Genomic DNA, 17,354 nt, shown 5'->3' on the forward strand with positions numbered 1-17,354 from the left:
CGTCCAGCAGCGAGTCGCGCGTCAGGTGGGTTGGACCCTGCCCGCGGACCGGTGGCGCCCTGCGCGCCGCCTCCGACGCTACGCCGCCGCGGGGTCGCCGTGCAACAGGGGTGTCAGCTCGCTTGTCCGCCACCCAGTCCGGCGTCCCGGGCGCGCAGGATGGCCGCCGACCGGTCGGACACGTGCAGCTTGGTGATGATGTTGGAGACGTGATTGCGGACAGTCTTGGCACTCACTCCGAGTCGTCGAGCCACCACGGCGTTGTCGAGTCCTTGCGCCAGCAGACCCAGCACCTCGGACTCGCGGTCGGTCAACTGCGGGAACGGTGATGTGCTGGCAGATCGGCCGAACAGCTCGAGCATCCGTGCGGCGATCCCGGCCCCGAACAGCACCTCGCCACGCGCGACCGCTCGGACGGCCGCGACCAGTTCATCCGGACCCGCGCCCTTGAGGGTGTAGCCGAAGGCACCGCAGCGCAACGCGGCGAGCACGTTGTCATCGTCGTCGAACATGGTCAGCATCAGGGCCCGGGTGGGCAGTCCCGCCTGCCGGAGCTCAGCACAGACCGACAACCCGTCGCCGTCCGGCATGGCGATGTCGAGAACGGCGACGTCGGGCCGGTGCTCGAGCGCCGCGGCGACCGCCTCCCGGCCCGTCCCGACCACGGCCTGCACCACGATGTCCGGTTCGGCCTCGAACACCGCGCGCAGCCCGGAAGCGAACACCGGGTGGTCGTCAGCGAGGATCAACGTGACCATCGACAACTCCCAGATCCAGCGGCAGCCGAGCGACCACCTCGGTCCCGTCCGCGGCAGCGTGCACCACCAGCGAGCCACCGACCTCGACCGCTCGCTCCCGCATCGAGCTCAAACCGACTCCCGAGGGCCGGCTCGAGTCGAGTCCTCGGCCGTCGTCGGCCACCACCAACACCAGCGTGTGGTGGAACAACCGCAGATCCACCATGCAACGGCTGCCCTGGCTGTGTCGGGCGGCATTGGTCATCGCTTCCACTGCGATCCAGTACGCGGCCGCCTCCACCGCTGCCGGCAGACGTTGCTCCGAGAGCTCCCCCGTGACCTCGACCGTGAGGTCTGCTGCCAGCGTTGCCGCTCGGGTGCGGAGCGCCCCCACCAAGCCGAGCTCGTCCAGCGCCGGCGGGCGCAGACCCTCCACCAACCGTCGGATCCCGCCGAGCGATGCCTTCACCTCACCATCGATCTCACCGAGCAGGTCGTACGCCCGCGTCGTCTGCGCCACGTCACGCCGGGCCAGTCCGGCCTTCAATCCGATCGCGGCCAAGGCCGGCCCGAGTCCGTCGTGCAGATCACGGCGCAGTCGACGCCGCTCGTCCTCCCGAAGCGCGACCACCTCGGCTCGGGATCGCACCAGATCCTGATGGAGTCGCACCGCCTGGACCGCCGGACCGATCTCCCCGGCAAGCGATCGGAGCAATGCCAGATCGGCCGGTTCCAGCGGATCGTCGATGCCGCGAGCGGAGACCCGCAGCCGACCCACCACGCTGCCGTGGTGCCGCAGTTCCTCGGTGTGCAGAGTGCCGACCGATCGACCCCGTTCGACGATTGTCCGGAACCCACCGGTCTCCTCGGGCAGGTCGATGGCCACGTACGGCAGTCGCAACGACTGCGCCACCGTCTCCGCCACCACGGGCAGCACATCGTCGGGCAGCATGGCGGCCTGCATCCGGCTGCCCAGTTGAGCCAGCACACCTGCCGGGTCGTCGCGTTCGCCATACATCAGCCGATTCACCCCACGACGGGCGGCTCGCAGCACCGGGGCGAGCGCGAGCGCGGCCGCGATCGCGGCCAGGGCGGCGGCGATGCCGCCCGACAGTCCGAAGACGTTGCCGAGCAGTGCGACCACCATCGCATAGCCGGCCACCAGGACCACGGTCACGGCGAGGTAGGTCAGCGACCGATTGGCCAGCCGCTCGATATCGAAGAGCTGATGTCGCCACAGGGCGATCCCCACCGCGGCGATGAACGGCAGCCCCGACAGACCCAAGGCTCCGAGGGGCAGGAGCGAGTGCCCGATCAGCAGCTGGGGCAGGTGCCACAGCCCGATCGCCAGCACCGCGGTGACGATCGAGCCCACGGCGAGACAGCGCACCCGCGCGCGGCCCTCGGGATGCCCAGGCGCGCGATAGGCCACGACTCCGAGCAACAGCATGAGCAGCATCGCCCCGGTGACGATCACCGTAGATCCGGCATAGACCATGCCGAACCACTCAGACCAGTCATGGGCTCGCAGCGCCGCAGCGCCGAGCAACGCGACCGTGGCGACCGGTGGCAGCAGCCAGGCGCCGGCCAGCCACGCCCGCGAGACCGTCCTTCCACCGAGCAGAAGCAGCGCGAAGGCCAGGATCGCGCCCCAGGCGATGGTGTACGCGCCGACGATGTTCAGGTTGTAGAGCCACAGCAGCGGACCGCCGACGGCCATCGCCAACGCCGGGACGCCGGCCACCACAACAACAGTGCTGCCCAGCAGACCTGCGGAGGCGACCAGCAACGGCGACGTCGCCGGCTCGTCGGGCCGACGGGCGTACAGACACACGGCCAGCAGGGCCAGCGTGACGACGAAGACCAGGTTGCCCCAGCCGTACTGCAGCATTGGCAGGACCGCCGGCCGACCGATCAGCACCGGGATCGGAGCCTCGACCCGCTCGACCTGGTAGTCCACCCTGGCCCCCAGCTCGGGGGGAGGCAGCACATCGAGGCGATCCGCAACCGACTGACCACCGATCATCCGCACCACATCGCCGTCGGTCAGACCCTCGACTGTTCCCGTCGGGGGTGCTGGGGCGGCGTCGACGGCCACGATCACGCCGCCGGTCACCCAGTCGGTGATCCGGGTGCCATCGGACGGCGCGTCCAGCCGCACGATCACCGCCAGGACTCCGAGCAGCATCAGGGCCGTGGCCACCACCGCCGGCCACCGCCGCGTCAGGGCGCGAGCTGTAGGTCGGGGCGCGGGGCCGGCAGCCTCCCCGCTGACTGCTGCGCTCATGCCTCATTGTGGGCTCGTTTCCGGCAGCGAGGACAGCCTTCGGCGCAGATTCCCGGGCCGATCGGGACACCGTCCCGTGACATCGGGACCCACCCCCGCCGACCGTGGACCTATGACTGGTTCCACACCCGATTCCTTGGCACGCGGGCCGTTTCGAACCGCGCTCGCCTGCGGCATCGTCGGGCTCATCGCCAACGTGTTGCTGGTCGGGTTCTTCGCCCTGGACTATTCAGCGGCCCGGGAGACACCCTGGGGTTGGCTCGGCTTCGCCAACGACCTGGTCGGCACCGTCGAGTTCGCCTTGTTCATCCCGGTGATCGCGGCCGTCGCCCGACTGTTGCCGGCCGGCCACGCGATGAAGGCGATCACCGGACTCGCCCTGGTGGCCACCGCGGGCCTGGTGGTGGTCTCGCTCGCGCTGGTGGTGGGCGCCATGACGTTCGAGGTCCAGGTCCGTTATGTCATGGGCTTCCTGGTCGTGCTCTATGGCTGGCTGCTCGCGGTCAGCTCGGTCGGGCACCGTGCGAACGCCCTGCCACGGCCAGTGACCCGCTTCGGTCTGCTGCTCGGAGTCTCCTGGCCTGCCGCACTGCTGCTCACCCTGGCCGGCCTGCTGATCGGCGGCGTCGACCTCAGCGCGCAACAGTTCGGAATGCCGGGAGTGCTGCTCGTCATTCCGGCCGTGATCCTGGGCTTCATCAACTGGCTGGCACTGCCCGTCTGGCCGCTGCTGGTCGCAGCCACGGTGTTCCGAGCCCGGCCTCCGGTTGCCGCGGTCAAACCGGCCACCGTTTCCGAGAACGTTTCCAAAAAGGGGGATTTCAGATGAGAACTGCCTACCGCGTGCTCGCGTACGTGATCGCCGTCGAGGTCGCCGTCCAGGCGATGGCGGCCGTCTGGGCCATGGCCGGTCTGGGCAAGTGGATCGCCGGTGGTGGTGTCGCCGACGCGTCCTTGATCGAGAGCGAGACCGCTCCTTTTCCCGAGATCGCCGGGTTCATCATCCACGGCATCAACGGCGGCATCGTGATCCCGGTCATCGCGCTGGTGCTGATGGTGCTGTCCTTCTTCACGCGGCGGAAGCGACCGATCGTCGTCGCCGTCGCGTTGTTCGTGGGTGTGGTGCTGCAGGGCCAGCTCGGTTTCCTGGGCCATGAGGTCCCGATCGTCGGCGCCCTGCACGGCCTGAACGCGCTGGTCGTCTTCGCCTTGGCCCTATACGCGGCCCGCCGGGTGACGTTCGACCAGCCGGCCGATCACCATACCGATCAGTCGGTCACCACCGGCTGAGCCGACGGTGTCTCGGGGGAACACCGGTCGATCGGGCCGGCATCGGGCGGTGGTCGTCCCGCTGCTCGCAGCACTGGTGATCGTCGCCCCGCTGGCCTGGCTCTGGCAGGACAGCCGGGTGCCGTCGTCGTACTCGATCATGGAGATGGGGTACGCCGACCTCGGCGGCACCGCGGCGGCGGCAGCCGGCCACTCTGGCCACGCGGATACCGCCGCACCGACCACCACGCGCGCGGTAACCGACCTGGTCGCCGATCCGAGCCGACCGGTCGACGTTCGGGTCGAGCTGACTGCACGGCAAGAGTCGATCCGGATCGGAGAGCGGGAGCTCGATGGTTTCACGTTGAACAATGTGACGCCGGGACCGGAGATCCGCGCCGTCCAGGGCCAGCTTGTCGAGGTGCGGCTGCGCAACGCCTCGGTGGGTGCCGGCGTGACCTTGCACTGGCACGGGGTCGACGTGCCCAACGCCATGGACGGGGTGGCCGGTGTCACCCAGGATGCGGTGCCCGTCGGGGAGGAGTTCGTCTACCGGTTCGTCGCCGACCGAGTGGGCAGCTTCTGGTATCACTCCCATCAATTGTCGAACCCGCAGGTCGCCGGCGGTCTGTTCGGCTCGCTGGTCGTCGTCCCGCGGACGACATCGGCGGCCGGTCTCACCGATCTCGACGTCACCGCACTGGCACACACGTACGCCGGCGTGCGGACGATCAACGGCGCACCCGGCGAGTTGCGCGTCCCGGCCGCGCCGGGACAGCTCGCCCGGGTCAGAATCACGAACACCGACAACGCACCGATGACCGTGTGGGCGAACCTCCCCTATCGGGTGCTGGCCGTCGACGGCACCGACCTGCACGAACCGGGTCTGGTCACCGACCGGTCGCTGAGTCTGGCGGCGGGTGGCCGGGCCGATCTGCAGGTGAAGGTCCCAGCCGCCGGAGGGCTGGCACGCATCCAGTTGTCCAGGGCGACCGCGGTCCTGCTCGGCTCGGGAGCTGCTGATCCGGCGGCGGTGCCCGCACAGCCGACCGAGCGGCTCGACCTGCTGACGTACGGCACGCCTGCGCCGACCGGCATCGACCCCGCTCAAGCGACCCGACACTTCGACTACGTCATCGGGCGGCGATTGGGGTTCGTCCGGGGACGTCCCGGCATGTGGTGGTCGATCAACGGCCATCTCTACCCCCACGTCCCGATGTATGTGGTCGCCGACGGGGACCTGGTGACCATGCGGCTGGAAAACCGGAGCAGTGAGGTGCACCCGATGCACCTGCACGGCCATCGCCTGCTGGTGCTCGCCCGGGACGGTCAGCCCAGCAGCGGCAGCCCGTGGTGGGTCGACTCACTCGACGTCCAGCCGCGGGAGACGTACGACATCGCCTTCGTCGCCGGCAACCCCGGGATCTGGATGGACCACTGTCACAACCTCGAGCACGCCGAGGACGGCATGGTCGCGCACCTGATGTACGAAGGAGTCGACACTCCGTTTCGGATCGGCGGTGACCTGGACAACCAACCGGAGTGAGGGGCGCCACGACGTAAGCTCGCAGCCGTGACTGGTGCCCTGATCCGCTACCGAGTGATGGCCTACGTCGTCGGCTGTCTGCTGATCGTCCTGGTCTGCGTCGGGGTCCCGCTGAAATACCTCGGCGACAACGACACCGTGGTGACCTGGACCGGCATCCCGCACGGCTGGCTCTACATGATCTTGATCATCACGGCGTTCGACCTCGGCCGACGCGCCCGATGGGGCTGGGGTCGCCTGATCCTGATCGCCCTCGCCGGCACCGTCCCGTTCCTCTCTTTCGTCGCTGAGCACTATGCGACCAAGGATGTGCGGGCCAAGCTCTCGGTCTATCCCGAGTACGCCACCCAGTCCTCCCTGCCGGAGGAAGCTGCCAAAGTGACGCCCGAGAATGCCGACACCTTCGTGCGGACCGATCGTCCGGAGTCCTCGACGCCCGTGGCAGAGACTCCCGCCAACGACTGATCACCTGATGAAACCTGCGATCGAGAGCAGTATGTAGGTGAGGCTAACCTGAGTCGGTGAGCAATCGCCGTCCCATCCTGCCGGAGACCGTTCGGTTCTATCGTGCCGAGGTCTCGCGGGTAGCCGAGTTGAGACCGGGATTCCGGCGCGTGACCGTGTCTTCCGAGGAGCTGTCCGCGTTCGACCATCTGGGTTTCGACCACTGGTTCCGCTTGTTTCTCCCCCACCCGGACCAGACCGAGTGGCGGTTGCCGACGGCCACCTCGAAGCTCTGGTACGCCCAGTGGCTCGCCACTCCGGCGCGGCAACGGCCACACTGCGCCAACTACACCGTCGCCGACTTCCGACCAACCGAGAGGGAACTCGACATCGATGTCGTGCTGCACCGTCGGCCCTCCGGGGAGCTCGAGGGAAGAGTCGCCCAGTGGGCCGCGTCCGCCGACCTCGGTGATCGGGTGGCTCTCCTGGACGAAGGGCTGCTCTTCAACCCGCCTTCGGACACCTCAGCCGTCGTGCTGGCCGGAGACGAAAGCGCTCTTCCGGCGCTGGCCGGCATTCTGCTCAACCTGGAGTCGGGTACGGCGGGCCACGCCGTGCTCGAGGTACCCACTCGTGCCGACGTTCGGGAGCTGCCCCATCCTGCCGGGCTGGATGTGCAGTGGGTGGTCCGGGACGAGTGCGATCCAGCGGCGACCCCTGGTGCAGCGGCATTGGCGGCACTGACCGCAGTGATCGAGAGGGCACCACTCGATCCGGCACACACGTACGCGTTCCTGGTCGGTGAGTCCCGGCTGGCCACCGAAGGCCGGCGCCGACTGGTCCGCCAGGGTCTGCCGAAGGACCGGATCACCTTCTGCGGGTTCTGGAAGTCCCCCTCGGCCGACCGACGCCGGGCGTCAGCGGCGCACTGAACGAACCGGACGAACGGCCGAAACGACGAGCTGCTCAGTGCCCGCGGAAGGCCTCCTGCAGCCACCAGGCGCCACCGTCGCTACTGATCTTCGCGTCGATCACCAACGGACGGTCACGTGGTCCCGTCAGCCAGGACTCCAGGCCCACCAGATCGGTACTGGTGCGTACGGTGATGGCATCGGCGCCGAACCCGCGAGCAACCGCTGCCAAATCCGCGTCTGGGAACACCACCGTCGACAGATCAGCACCTTCCGGTCCGAAATGGTGCACCTCGGCGCCGTACGCGGCGTCGTCATAGACCACGATGACCATCCCGATCCCTCGACGGACGGCGGTCTCCAACTCCGCGATGCCCATCAGGAACCCGCCGTCGCCGGTCCCCAGCACGGGGAGCAGATCCGGCGCGGCCAGCGCCGCGCCGATCGCGGTGGCCAGCCCCAGACCGATCGACTGGAAGGACTGGGTGAAGCAGAACGCACCGGGTCCCGGCACCGCCAGATAGGCCGCCGGATAGCCCATGAAATTGCCCGAGTCGACAGCCAGCTGTCGCTCGCCAGGAAGTAGCTCATCCAGCCGGACACTGAGCGTCCGAGGATCGATGGCGTCCCTGGTCGACCAGTCCTCGTACGGCAGCTGGGCCCAGCGACCCTCCGCACGGAGCCGTTCCGCGACCTGCGCTGTTCGGTATCCGCGGCGAGCCGGCTGGCCATCGAGCTGCTGGGCCAGCACCTCCGCCGTCAGACCGACATCCCCGAACACGCCGAGACGGATCGCCGCACGTGATCCGAGCGCCGTCGGGTCGTCGTCGATCTGTACGACAGCGGTGTCTGCGCCCAGCAGCCGGCCGTGTCTGGTCGTCCACATGGTCAGACTGCAGCCCCACGCGACCAACAGATCGGCGTCGGCGATCAGCTCGGCCGCGAGTGGCGTGGCGAACCCACCGCAGATGCCCAGGTCGTACGATTCACCCACAAAGGTCCCGGCCGCCACGGCGGAGGTTGCCAGCAACGCACCGGACTGGTGAGCCAGCGCAGCAATCTGTGGACCGTACGCCACCGCGCCCCGCCCGGCGAGGAAGACCGGGCGTTCGGCGCGGCCGATCAGCTCAGCTAGTTCCGCGACCGCGGCGGGCGCCGGCGCGGGACGGTGGCTCGGCAAAGCCTGCTCGAGCCGATAGGGCCCCGGCAGCTCGGCCGCCTGGACATCCAAAGGCAGATTGAGCACCACGGTGCGCCGCTGCTGTGCCGCCGTCCGGTAGGCACGCTGAACATCGGTCAGCGCAGACGCGGCGCTGTGCACCCGTTCGGGGATGGCGCCGACGCTGCGAACCAGAGCATCCTGGTCGATCCTGAAGTTGGAGCCGACGGCCGAGCCCGCGACATCGGCAGCCAGCACCAGCAGCGAGGTCCGGCTCTTGGCCGCCTCGGTGATGCCGGTGATCGCGTTCGTCAAGCCACAGCCTTGATGCAGGGTCAGCACGCCCACCTTGCCGCTGGTGCGGGCGTACGCGTCCGCCATCGTCGCCGCACCACCCTCATGACGAGCCGCCAGAAACGGTATGCCCGCGGAGACCAAGGCGTTCGTGACCGCGAAGTTGCCACTGCCCACCACACCGAACGCGTGTCCGGCCCCGAGGTCGGCAACCGCCTGCCCGACCGCCTCAGCGACCCGCATCAGCGACGTTCGACCAGCGCGAGAACCCGAGCCGGACTGCCCGTGCCACCGACGATCGGTAGTGGCTGGACGATCAGCAGCGCGCCGGTCGCCGGCAGCCGATCGAGCTGCTGCAACTGCGTCAGACCCAACCGACCCGCGCCAAGCAGGTAGTAGTGGGCGGGAAAGGCTGGGTCCATCCCACCGGCCGACCCGGCGTCGATGCCGACGGTCTCCACTCCGAAGCCGGCGATCGCGCGTTCCGAGGCGAGCCACTGAGCGCCGGCGACCGACGGACCAGGCGTGTGTGGGCCGCTCTCGTCGGCGTTCAGGAATTCCTCCTGTGAGCCGTTCCGTGCCGACCAGCCGGTCCGCAGCAGCACCCAGGCGCCCTCCGGGATCTGACCGTACTCGGCCTCCCAAGCCACCAGATGCTCCGGCCCGAGCAGGAAATCCGGATTCGCGGCGGCCTGCTCGGTGACGTCGACCACGACTGCCGGACCGATCAGACGCGCCGGCGGGATCTGGTCTACCGTCCAGCCATCCCTCCCCGTCACCCAGTGGGCCGGGGCATCGACGTGAGTGCCGGTGTGCTCGCCCGTGTGGATGTTGTGCCACTTCCACATCGGCCCGAGATCATTGAAGTCGCTGACGGTCTCCAGACTCAGCGCGATGGTGTTCGCGAACGGCGGCGGAAGTTGCAGCACCGGGGTCTGAGGCGACAGCGGCGCAGTCAGGTCCAGCACCTCGATCGACCCAGTGGAGATGGCTGCCTGCACCGCGTCGAGCAAGCTGGGTGTCGTCACGTGTTGTGTCCTTCTCTCGATCTATCTCTTCATAAATTTATCGATATATCTATCTATCTATCTATTCAACAGGATCTGAGCGATGCGCTCCAGGTCCTCCGAGGACGCGAACTCGATGACCAGCCTGCCTTTGGACTTTCCGCTGTCCACCCGCACCCGCGTGTCGAGCCGGTCGGCCAGCTGACCGGCGAGCTCACCCGCCCGGGGGTTCGGCTCGCGAGCCGTACGCGGTGACCGCTGCGTCGCCGAGGACTCCTCGGCATCGCCAAGGGTGACGATCTCCTCGGTGGCCCGCACGGAGAGTCCCTCGGCGACCACCCGCTGAGCCAATCGCTCCTGACTCGCCTGGTCTGACAGGGCAAGCAATGCCCGAGCGTGGCCGGCGGACAGGACGCCGGCTGCCACGCGCCGTTGGACGGTCGGTGGCAGCCGCAGGAGCCGGATGGTGTTCGAGATCTGCGGCCGGGACCGCTTGATCCGTGTAGCGAGCTCCTCCTGCGTGCAGCCGAAGTCCTCCAGCATCTGCTGATAGGCGGCCGCCTCCTCGAGCGGATTGAGCTGGGCGCGGTGGAGGTTTTCCAGCAGGGCGTCGCGAAGCAGATCGTGGGTCTCGGTCTCTCGGACAATCGCCGGTATCACCTCCAGGCTGGCCTGCTGTGCGGCACGCCAGCGCCGCTCGCCCATGACCAACTCGAATCGATCGTCAGCCAGCGGGCGGACCACGATGGGTTGCAGCAGCCCCACCTCAGCGATCGAGTCGACGAGCTCAGCCATGGCCTCCTCGTCGAAGTTGGTCCTCGGCTGGCGTGGATTCGGGGTGATCGCCTCGAGGGAGATCTCCGCGAAGTAGGAGCCATCCGGGATCGGGGTGGGCGTCCCCTCGACTGCGGACGGCGCCGGCTCCGCCCGCTCGGCCGTCATTCCAGAGGACGCACCCGCGGGCGCGGCCACTGGCTCGGTGCGCTGGAAGAGCTCGCCGAGACCGCGTCCAAGACCGCGTCGATCTGCTATGCGTTCGGCCACTGGATGATGCCTCTCCTGGATGCGGATAGATGGATGTTCACTGCCCCTCCTGTCGTGCGCCACGCCGAGCGATCTCCTGGGCTGCCTCGAGGTAGGAGACCGCTCCAGCCGAGTCGGGGTGGTAGGTCAGCACGGTCTGGCCGTAGCTCGGTGCCTCTGAGATCCGCACCGAGCGCGGGATGACCGTCGGCAGAGTCTGCTCGGTGAAGTAGGAGCGCACCTCTTCAGCGACCTGTGCCGCGAGCCGGGTCCGTGCGTCGTACATCGTGAGCAGCACCGTGCTCACCTCGAGACCCTCGTTGAGCTCGCCCTTGACCAGGTTGATGGTCCGCACGAGTTGGGAGACCCCTTCCAGGGCGTAGTACTCGCACTGAATAGGGATCAGGATCTCGGAGGCGGCCACCAGCGCATTCAGGGTGATCAGTCCGAGCGACGGTGGGCAGTCCAGGAAGACATAGTCGACGGGATGGTCTGCGAGGTAGGTGCGCAGCGCCTTCCGAAGTCTGTTCTCTCGCGCGACGCTGGAGACCAGCTGGATCTCGGCACCTGCCAGATCAATCGTTGCCGGCAGCACCTGAAGATGTGGCGCTTCGGGGGAGGAGACCAGATGATCCTCGATCGCCGCGCCCTCGATCAGGACTTCATAGGTGCCCGGCACGCCGGGGCCGTGGTCGATCCCCAGGGCCGTCGAGGCGTTGCCTTGGGGATCGAGGTCGAGCACCAGGACGTTGAGCCCTCCGAGCGCCAGTGCTGCCGCGAGGTTCACCGAGGTCGTGGTCTTCCCGACGCCGCCCTTCTGGTTCGCCACGACGAAGATGCGGGTCTGCGTCGGTGCCGGGAACCCGGTGCTTGACTGGTCCTGCGCTGCTGGTCGAGCCGACGGTTCGTCAGGTGTAGGACTGTTGTCGAACTCGTCTCGATCGAACTTGGCTCGCCGTGGGCCCCGAGCACGCATGGTCACGGTGCTCGCTGGAGCAGCAGCAGCTGAAAGCGTCACAGTCGAGGTCACAGCAACGTTGGTGGCAGACTCGCCGGACGCCGATTGATCACGGTCTGACTCCAGGCCCAGTGCCTCACCAATCGAGTCCGAAGATGTCGACGAGGCTTCACGAGAGGTGGCACCCGCAGGATCGTCTTCCTTTGAAGATCCCTCAGTTGGCTCGTCCAGGTGGTCATCTCCAGGGACCACCACAACCGCGTCGGCCGACCGACCGACCCGCATCGGTGTCGTCCCCTGATCGGTCGGGGAGGGCTCAGCTGGCACAGGCTCAGCTGACGTATCGTCGGCCAAGGCGTCGCCGACGAGTCGGGAGTCACCAGTTGGCGGTTCGTCGTCCGGGTCTTCCCTCGTTCCACGTGAAACAACCTCGGCACTCCCACGGTCGGTTTCACGTGAAACGACTTCCTCCTCACTCGACTCCACATCCGAAGGAGCATGGCCGGCAACACCCGGCCAACCCAGGAGAGATGGTCGACGTGGTCGCGAACCCGGCCAACCCAGACGCCTGGTAGCGGCTGAATGGGCCGTCTTGAAGATGCTCATCACGCTCCTTGTTTACGATGCAAGAGCACCGTAACCGAGTCCACCGACAGCATCCGAGTGCCGCGCAGCAGCGCATCAAATCCGGTGTCGAATCACACAGCTGAGTGGCCAGACCACCGCGTGATCCGCTGACGTACGTCCGCGTCCTGACCATCGCGACCACCAGACAACGCCTCAGGGCACTCAGCTGCCAGCAATCGCCGGGCGACCGACGTAACTCGCTGGCCCAGGTCGGCTTCGCCTCCGAGCCGACGTCGAACAGGCCAGCAACGTCGGTGGGACGCCAACCAAGAAGGTCAAGATCAAACCGAGGGGATGCCCAGCCACGCACCGGGCGGTGAGCCGATCCGGGGGCGGCGCGTGGGGCAGGGTCACCCAAGCAAGACTCGACCCCGCCGGGATTCAGCGCCCGGTCTGGTCACCCGTCCGTGGTCACCACGGGAGCGCTCCGTCGACGCACGGTGAGACTGAGGTGGCAGGTGCCTCGTCCAATCGAACCGCCGAATGTCTGCGGAACCCGCCGATCCGGCCGGTGAACGGGTCCAGGTCCACGATGCCGCCCGTGCCGGTCACACTCCGACTCCGAACTGAGCTCCCGGCTGGCAATAGCCACCGGTCCCACTCTCGCGCTGGTCTGCTGGTGGGTGCCGGACGGCACTCGGTCCAGTCCGACGATCCGTTCGGAGTGGTGGCCGTAGGTCCGGGGTTGAAGACCAGCGGGATCACCATCAGGTCCTTCTTCTGAGTATCTGTCAGGGGTCAGGCGTCCCGGGCCGAGCTGCGGATCAGGCGGCCGGTGCGGTCGAGGTAGAGGACTCACCAACCTGCTCACGGCTGCCGGTAGCGGAGTTGCCATGGAAGTTCGCTGGTGTGGAGTGACCGCCACGCGTCGGTGGTGAGTGATGCGGGTGTCCCTTCCCTCATTCACCACTCACCACCGACTGTTCCGCTGCCCGGTCGGGCCGCGGAGGGCGCATCCCCTGGCGGCTTCGTGCGGATGACGCCCCCTTGATCACCCGCCACACCTTCGCCGCTCACAGATAGGGACGAGGAAAGACGCGAACCATGTCGCGAGTCCTCGAAGAATGCCGTGCAATCCAATGTGATCTGCATCACATCATGCACGGTCAGTTCGACGGCAGCGGCACCACTTCGCACCAACTGGGTCAACCTCGCACCCGGCGGGCCTGGTGCGAAGTCGCAGGAGATGGTGCGAAGTCGAACTCAGGAGCGACGCCGCAAGAGACCCACGCAGTCCGGCAGCGTCACCGCGCGCGGAGTCGCACCACAGTCGTCGGAGGGATCTCATCGTCGAGTCGGCAGGCAACCACCTCGGCATTCAAGCCGGCTTGACGCAGCAACTTGGCGTGATCGGCGATCTCCTGCTCGGCCGAAGATCCCTTGATGGCGAGGATCGAGCCACCGTCACTGAGCAATGGCCGACACCAGCGAACCAGCCGATCCAGGGGAGCGAGTGCCCGCGACAGCACCACGTCGTAGCGTCGGTCCAACTCCTCGGCCCGCGCACGGACCACCTGGACACGCGAGGTTATCCCCAGGTCATCCACAGTGTGGGTGAGGAAAGTGGTCCGGCGCAGCAGTGACTCGACCAAGTCGACGACCAGGTCCGGTCGCAAGATGGCCACCGGAATACCCGGCAGCCCAGCCCCTGAGCCGATATCGGCGACGCCGGCATGATCCGGCACCAGTTGGGCCACGGCGGCTGAGTTCAGGATGTGCCGGTCCCATAGCCGAGGAACTTCGCGTGGACCAAGCAGTCCCCACTCAATACCTCGATTTGCCAATATATCTCTATATCGACATATCTGCTCGAAGGCATCGGAGTCTCCGTAGACCCGGCTGACCACCGCACGATGTGCTACAGAACAAGGATCGGCAGAACCGGAGTCGACGGAGTCGTCAGGCACCTGCGGGCAGCACGACGACGTGCCGACGAGGCTCCTCGCCCTCGGACTCGCTGGTCAGTCCGGCCGCGGCGACAGCGTCATGGATGATCTTCCGCTCGAACGGGTTCATCGCCTTCAGGTGCACCGGCTCAGCACCGTCCCGCACCACTTCCACCGCATCAGCAGCCAATGCCAGCAGCTCGGTGCGACGCTTCTCCCGAAAGCCGGCGACATCCAGCATCAGTCGGCTGCGCTGGCCGGTCTCGGCGAGCACGGCCAGCCGGGCCAGCTCCTGCAGCGCATCGAGGACCTGGCCGTCGCGACCGACCAGCGCATCGCTGTTACTGACGATCGACACGTGGGCGCGGTCGCCGTCGACATAGGTGTCGATGTCCCCGTCCAGGTCGGCGATGTCCAGCAGTTCCTCCAGATAGTCGGCGGCCACCTCGGCCTCGACCTCCAGCGGGTTGTCACTCGCGTCGGCTTGACCGGGATCATCTGATTCGTCCTCGTCCGAGTCAGCACGGTCGGCGGCATCCACCGGCCCCGCGGCGACAGACTCGACCAATTCACCCGCCACGCCGTCCGACCCGTCGGCTACCTGCACATCGACCGAAGTCGACGTCTCGTCCGTGTTCGTCATGTTCCTCCCTCGCCGGCGCCACAGTCAGGCGCGCAACTCATGCTGGCTGGGTCCTGGTCGTGCGGGAACTCGTCCCTGCCTCGATCATCTGGACCAGTGAAATCTGCTGGCTCCTCAGCGCTTGCGCTGGGAACGGGTCTGTTTCCGGGGCTGCTGGCGCACCACCCGGGGCGGATCGGATGGTGAGGAGGCTGGACCACTGCCGTTGCCGCTTGGTCCGCTGCCGTTGGTACTCGCGCTTCCACCCGGCTCATCGGGGGGACTCTGGTGACGGGCAGACGCATGCGCCTGCTTCTGCTTCCGCCGGGCTTCCCACGCGTCGTACGCCGGCGTGCCCGGGGCGGGGTTGCGACGGATCACATAGAACTGCTGACCCATCGTCCACAGGTTGGAGGCGAGCCAGTAGATCAGCACACCGATCGGGAAGTTGATGCCACCGACCGCGAAGATGATCGGGAAGAGATACAGCATCATCTTCTGCTGCTGGGCGAACGGGCCGGTCAGCGCCTCCGGCGGCATGTTCTTGCGCATCAGCTGCAGCTGGGTGATGAACAAGGTCGCCGTCATCGCGAGGATCAGCACCACGGTGACGATGCGGACGTTCATCGCGGCGGCGCCGAGCGCACTCGCCTTCATGAAGGTCGAGGAGATCGGTGCCCCGAAGATGGTGGCGTTCTGCAGTGACGTCACCAGTTCGGGATGGATCTCGAGCCAGTGGCCCCGCGCGATCCCGTGGGCGACGCCATCGAGCACCCGGAACAATGCCAGGAAGATCGGCATCTGAAGCAGCAGCGGCAGGCACGAGGCCAAGGGGTTGGCGTTGTGCTCCCGATAGAGCTTCATGGTCTCTTGACCGAGCTTCTCCCGGTCGTGACCGTACTTCTTCTGCAGCTCGCGCGCCTTCGGCTGCAGCAGCTGCATCTGTCGGGAGGACTTGATCTGCTTGACGAACAGCGGGATCAGCGCGATGCGGATCACCACAGTGAGGCAGATGATCGACAGGGCCCAGGTCCAGCCGCTGTCGGCGCCGAGCACCGGGGTCCACAGGCTGTGGAACAGCACGAGGAGACCCGACACCACCCAATACAGCGGGCGCATGATCGCGCCGCCGATGGCGACGAACGGGTCCCAGATGCTCAGTGGGATGAGCGGGATCAGGTCGAACAATTCACACCTCGTACGTGAGCCGTGGCGGCTCTGTGGTCGGACACCTCGGGCCGGGGGATCGGGTCGACGCGCTGGGCGCTGACCTCCGGCGAGTCGTGATGGGCCAGGTCATGGCTGGCGGCAGCGGCCTCAGCCTGCAGCCGAGCCTCCTCCTCGAACTCAGGAGTGCCGGGGACGGGATCGTAGCCGCCGGGCGCCCATGGATGGCATCGCAGCAGTCGACGGCCGGCAAGCCAGCTCCCCTTCAGCGCCCCGTGCACCTGCACCGCGCGCAACGCGTAGGCCGAGCAGCTTGGGTAGTAGCGGCAGACGTTCCCGTACAGGGGGGAGATGACGAGCCGGTAGAGCTTCAGCAGGCCGATCAGCAGGTACTTCATCGCGTCATCGCCGCCTCAGTTTGGCCATCGCCGAGGCCCAGGCCGCATCGAGATCAGTCGACAGGTCCGGACCGGCTGCCGCGGCATGTGGCAGAGCCCGCACCACGACCGTCGTACCCGCGCTCAGCTCGCTCAGGTGCGGCCGGGTCAGGTGCCGCAGCCGCCGGCGTACCCGGTTGCGACAGACCGCCGAGCCGACGGTCTTGGAGACGACGAAACCGACCAGCGGCGCGCGACTCGCCGTGCTCTCGGCACCGGCGTGGTCGTCGATCGCAGGAGCGGCCGGCTCCCGGAACGCATGCACGACCAGGGTTCGGCGACCGGCGCGCACCCCAAGCCGCACGGTGCGTCGAAAGTCCTCCGACCGACGCATCCGCGCGTACGTGGGCAACACGGGCCGACCCCCGGATAGCCGGCTGTCAGGCAGACAGCTTGGCGCGGCCCTTGCGCCGGCGGGCGGCAAGGATGGCGCGACCGGAACGGGTCCGCATCCGGAGGCGGAATCCGTGGACCCGACTGCGGCGTCGATTGCTCGGCTGGAACGTGCGCTTGCTCACGGGAGGGCTCCCTATATCGTCTATCTGACCAAGGACTACCCGCATATACGGGCAGCAAACAGAGGTCACCGCACTGGCGGCGACCTTCTAACGGTACGGGGCCCACTCAACAGGGTCAAACTCGCCAAGGTCGATCCTGAGGATCTGCTGACACTGTCCAGCCGACACGCCGACGATAGCTAAACCGAGTCACAAAATTGTCACGAACGGGTTGCGGCACGCCGGTTGGCATTGCTACGTTCTCCCTCGCCCAGTGTTTCGTACGCCAACCTTCGCCACCAGACGCCCTTCGATCCATCCGATATCTCTGCTCCTGACGACGCTGGCTTCGGCCTGGGCGGTCGCCTGTGGGGTAGGCGATCGGTGTCCACCCATCTATACACAGGGTGTGGATAACTATGTGGATGGACTAGGGTTGGGGACGAGACATCAGCGTGTGGAAGAGACGGGGAATGGCCAGCG

At 67.4% G+C, this 17,354-nt stretch carries 17 protein-coding genes; 5 read left to right on the plus strand and 12 right to left on the minus strand.

Annotated elements, in window-relative coordinates; translation table 11 throughout:
* Positions 1–113: 113 nt before the first annotated feature.
* Together MLP_RS25740 and MLP_RS26935 are read right to left on the minus strand one after the other, a co-directional pair.
* Entirely contained in the window at positions 114–758 is a 645-nt protein-coding gene (locus MLP_RS25740; protein WP_013866166.1) for a response regulator, read from the minus strand.
* Positions 736–3,024 carry a sensor histidine kinase gene (locus tag MLP_RS26935; RefSeq protein ID WP_156821309.1) on the minus strand — a complete coding sequence of 763 codons (2,289 nt, stop codon included), beginning with the start codon at positions 3,022–3,024 and terminating at the stop codon, positions 736–738. The genes MLP_RS25740 and MLP_RS26935 overlap by 23 nt, the downstream gene beginning before the upstream one ends.
* Before the next feature lie 112 nt (positions 3,025–3,136).
* On the opposite strand from MLP_RS26935, the gene MLP_RS25750 reads away from it, so the two are divergent.
* From MLP_RS25750 to MLP_RS25770, 5 genes are read left to right on the plus strand one after another with little or no spacing between them, the layout of a single operon-like run.
* Positions 3,137–3,853, plus strand: a complete 717-nt coding sequence (locus tag MLP_RS25750; RefSeq protein ID WP_013866168.1) for a hypothetical protein — start codon at positions 3,137–3,139, stop codon at positions 3,851–3,853.
* Positions 3,850–4,314, plus strand: a complete 465-nt coding sequence (locus MLP_RS25755) for a COX15/CtaA family protein (RefSeq protein WP_013866169.1) — start codon at positions 3,850–3,852, stop codon at positions 4,312–4,314. The genes MLP_RS25750 and MLP_RS25755 overlap by 4 nt, the downstream gene beginning before the upstream one ends.
* Positions 4,315–4,321: 7 nt before the next feature.
* Positions 4,322–5,839 carry a multicopper oxidase family protein gene (locus MLP_RS25760; RefSeq protein ID WP_013866170.1) on the plus strand — a complete coding sequence of 506 codons (1,518 nt, stop codon included), beginning with the start codon at positions 4,322–4,324 and terminating at the stop codon, positions 5,837–5,839.
* Positions 5,840–5,866: 27 nt separating this feature from the next.
* A complete protein-coding gene (locus MLP_RS25765) occupies positions 5,867–6,304 on the plus strand; it encodes a DUF3817 domain-containing protein (RefSeq protein WP_013866171.1) in 438 nt (145 codons plus the stop codon).
* 56 nt (positions 6,305–6,360) lie between these two features.
* Entirely contained in the window at positions 6,361–7,215 is an 855-nt protein-coding gene (locus tag MLP_RS25770; RefSeq protein ID WP_013866172.1) for a siderophore-interacting protein, read from the plus strand.
* A 34-nt stretch (positions 7,216–7,249) separates the two neighbouring features.
* Here the strand turns inward: MLP_RS25770 and MLP_RS25775 are convergent, their stop codons facing one another.
* From MLP_RS25775 to rpmH, 10 genes are all read right to left on the minus strand, one after another.
* Complete coding sequence (locus tag MLP_RS25775; RefSeq protein WP_013866173.1) at positions 7,250–8,890, minus strand: thiamine pyrophosphate-binding protein; 1,641 nt, start codon at positions 8,888–8,890, stop codon at positions 7,250–7,252.
* Positions 8,890–9,675 (minus strand): cyclase family protein, encoded by a 786-nt coding sequence (locus MLP_RS25780; protein WP_013866174.1) that lies wholly within the window; start codon positions 9,673–9,675, stop codon positions 8,890–8,892. The genes MLP_RS25775 and MLP_RS25780 overlap by 1 nt, the downstream gene beginning before the upstream one ends.
* A 57-nt stretch (positions 9,676–9,732) precedes the next feature.
* Positions 9,733–10,698, minus strand: a complete 966-nt coding sequence (locus MLP_RS25785; protein ID WP_013866175.1) for a ParB/RepB/Spo0J family partition protein — start codon at positions 10,696–10,698, stop codon at positions 9,733–9,735.
* A gap of 37 nt (positions 10,699–10,735) precedes the next feature.
* Positions 10,736–11,653 (minus strand): ParA family protein, encoded by a 918-nt coding sequence (locus MLP_RS25790; protein ID WP_013866176.1) that lies wholly within the window; start codon positions 11,651–11,653, stop codon positions 10,736–10,738.
* Positions 11,654–13,506: 1,853 nt separating this feature from the next.
* Positions 13,507–14,169 (minus strand): 16S rRNA (guanine(527)-N(7))-methyltransferase RsmG, encoded by a 663-nt coding sequence (rsmG, locus tag MLP_RS25800; RefSeq protein ID WP_013866179.1) that lies wholly within the window; start codon positions 14,167–14,169, stop codon positions 13,507–13,509.
* Positions 14,162–14,791 (minus strand): Jag family protein, encoded by a 630-nt coding sequence (locus MLP_RS25805; RefSeq protein WP_013866180.1) that lies wholly within the window; start codon positions 14,789–14,791, stop codon positions 14,162–14,164. Before MLP_RS25805 ends, rsmG begins: the two co-directional genes overlap by 8 nt.
* 114 nt (positions 14,792–14,905) lie before the next feature.
* Complete coding sequence (yidC, locus tag MLP_RS25810) at positions 14,906–15,958, minus strand: membrane protein insertase YidC (RefSeq protein ID WP_013866181.1); 1,053 nt, start codon at positions 15,956–15,958, stop codon at positions 14,906–14,908.
* Entirely contained in the window at positions 15,946–16,335 is a 390-nt protein-coding gene (gene yidD / locus MLP_RS27745) for a membrane protein insertion efficiency factor YidD (RefSeq protein ID WP_013866182.1), read from the minus strand. Before yidD ends, yidC begins: the two co-directional genes overlap by 13 nt.
* A 4-nt stretch (positions 16,336–16,339) precedes the next feature.
* Positions 16,340–16,729 (minus strand): ribonuclease P protein component, encoded by a 390-nt coding sequence (gene rnpA / locus MLP_RS25820; protein ID WP_013866183.1) that lies wholly within the window; start codon positions 16,727–16,729, stop codon positions 16,340–16,342.
* 25 nt (positions 16,730–16,754) lie between these two features.
* Positions 16,755–16,892 carry a 50S ribosomal protein L34 gene (rpmH, locus tag MLP_RS27750; RefSeq protein WP_013866184.1) on the minus strand — a complete coding sequence of 46 codons (138 nt, stop codon included), beginning with the start codon at positions 16,890–16,892 and terminating at the stop codon, positions 16,755–16,757.
* Between the last annotated feature and the right edge of the window lie 462 nt (positions 16,893–17,354).

Origin of the sequence: Microlunatus phosphovorus NM-1 (assembly GCF_000270245.1) — a bacterium.
Taxonomy (GTDB): Bacteria; Actinomycetota; Actinomycetes; order Propionibacteriales; family Propionibacteriaceae; genus Microlunatus; species Microlunatus phosphovorus.

What these genes read in the sequence shown, in the direction of transcription:
- MLP_RS25740 (WP_013866166.1), bottom strand. Translation starts at nt 758, where the DNA reads ATGGTCACGTTGATCCTCGCTGACGACCACCCGGTGTTCGCTTCCGGG.
- MLP_RS26935 (WP_156821309.1), bottom strand. Translation starts at nt 3,024, where the DNA reads ATGAGCGCAGCAGTCAGCGGGGAGGCTGCCGGCCCCGCGCCCCGACCT.
- MLP_RS25750 (WP_013866168.1), top strand. Translation starts at nt 3,137, where the DNA reads ATGACTGGTTCCACACCCGATTCCTTGGCACGCGGGCCGTTTCGAACC.
- MLP_RS25755 (WP_013866169.1), top strand. Translation starts at nt 3,850, where the DNA reads ATGAGAACTGCCTACCGCGTGCTCGCGTACGTGATCGCCGTCGAGGTC.
- MLP_RS25775 (WP_013866173.1), bottom strand. Translation starts at nt 8,890, where the DNA reads ATGCGGGTCGCTGAGGCGGTCGGGCAGGCGGTTGCCGACCTCGGGGCC.
- MLP_RS25790 (WP_013866176.1), bottom strand. Translation starts at nt 11,653, where the DNA reads ATGCGTGCTCGGGGCCCACGGCGAGCCAAGTTCGATCGAGACGAGTTC.
- MLP_RS25805 (WP_013866180.1), bottom strand. Translation starts at nt 14,791, where the DNA reads ATGACGAACACGGACGAGACGTCGACTTCGGTCGATGTGCAGGTAGCC.
- yidD (WP_013866182.1), bottom strand. Translation starts at nt 16,335, where the DNA reads ATGAAGTACCTGCTGATCGGCCTGCTGAAGCTCTACCGGCTCGTCATC.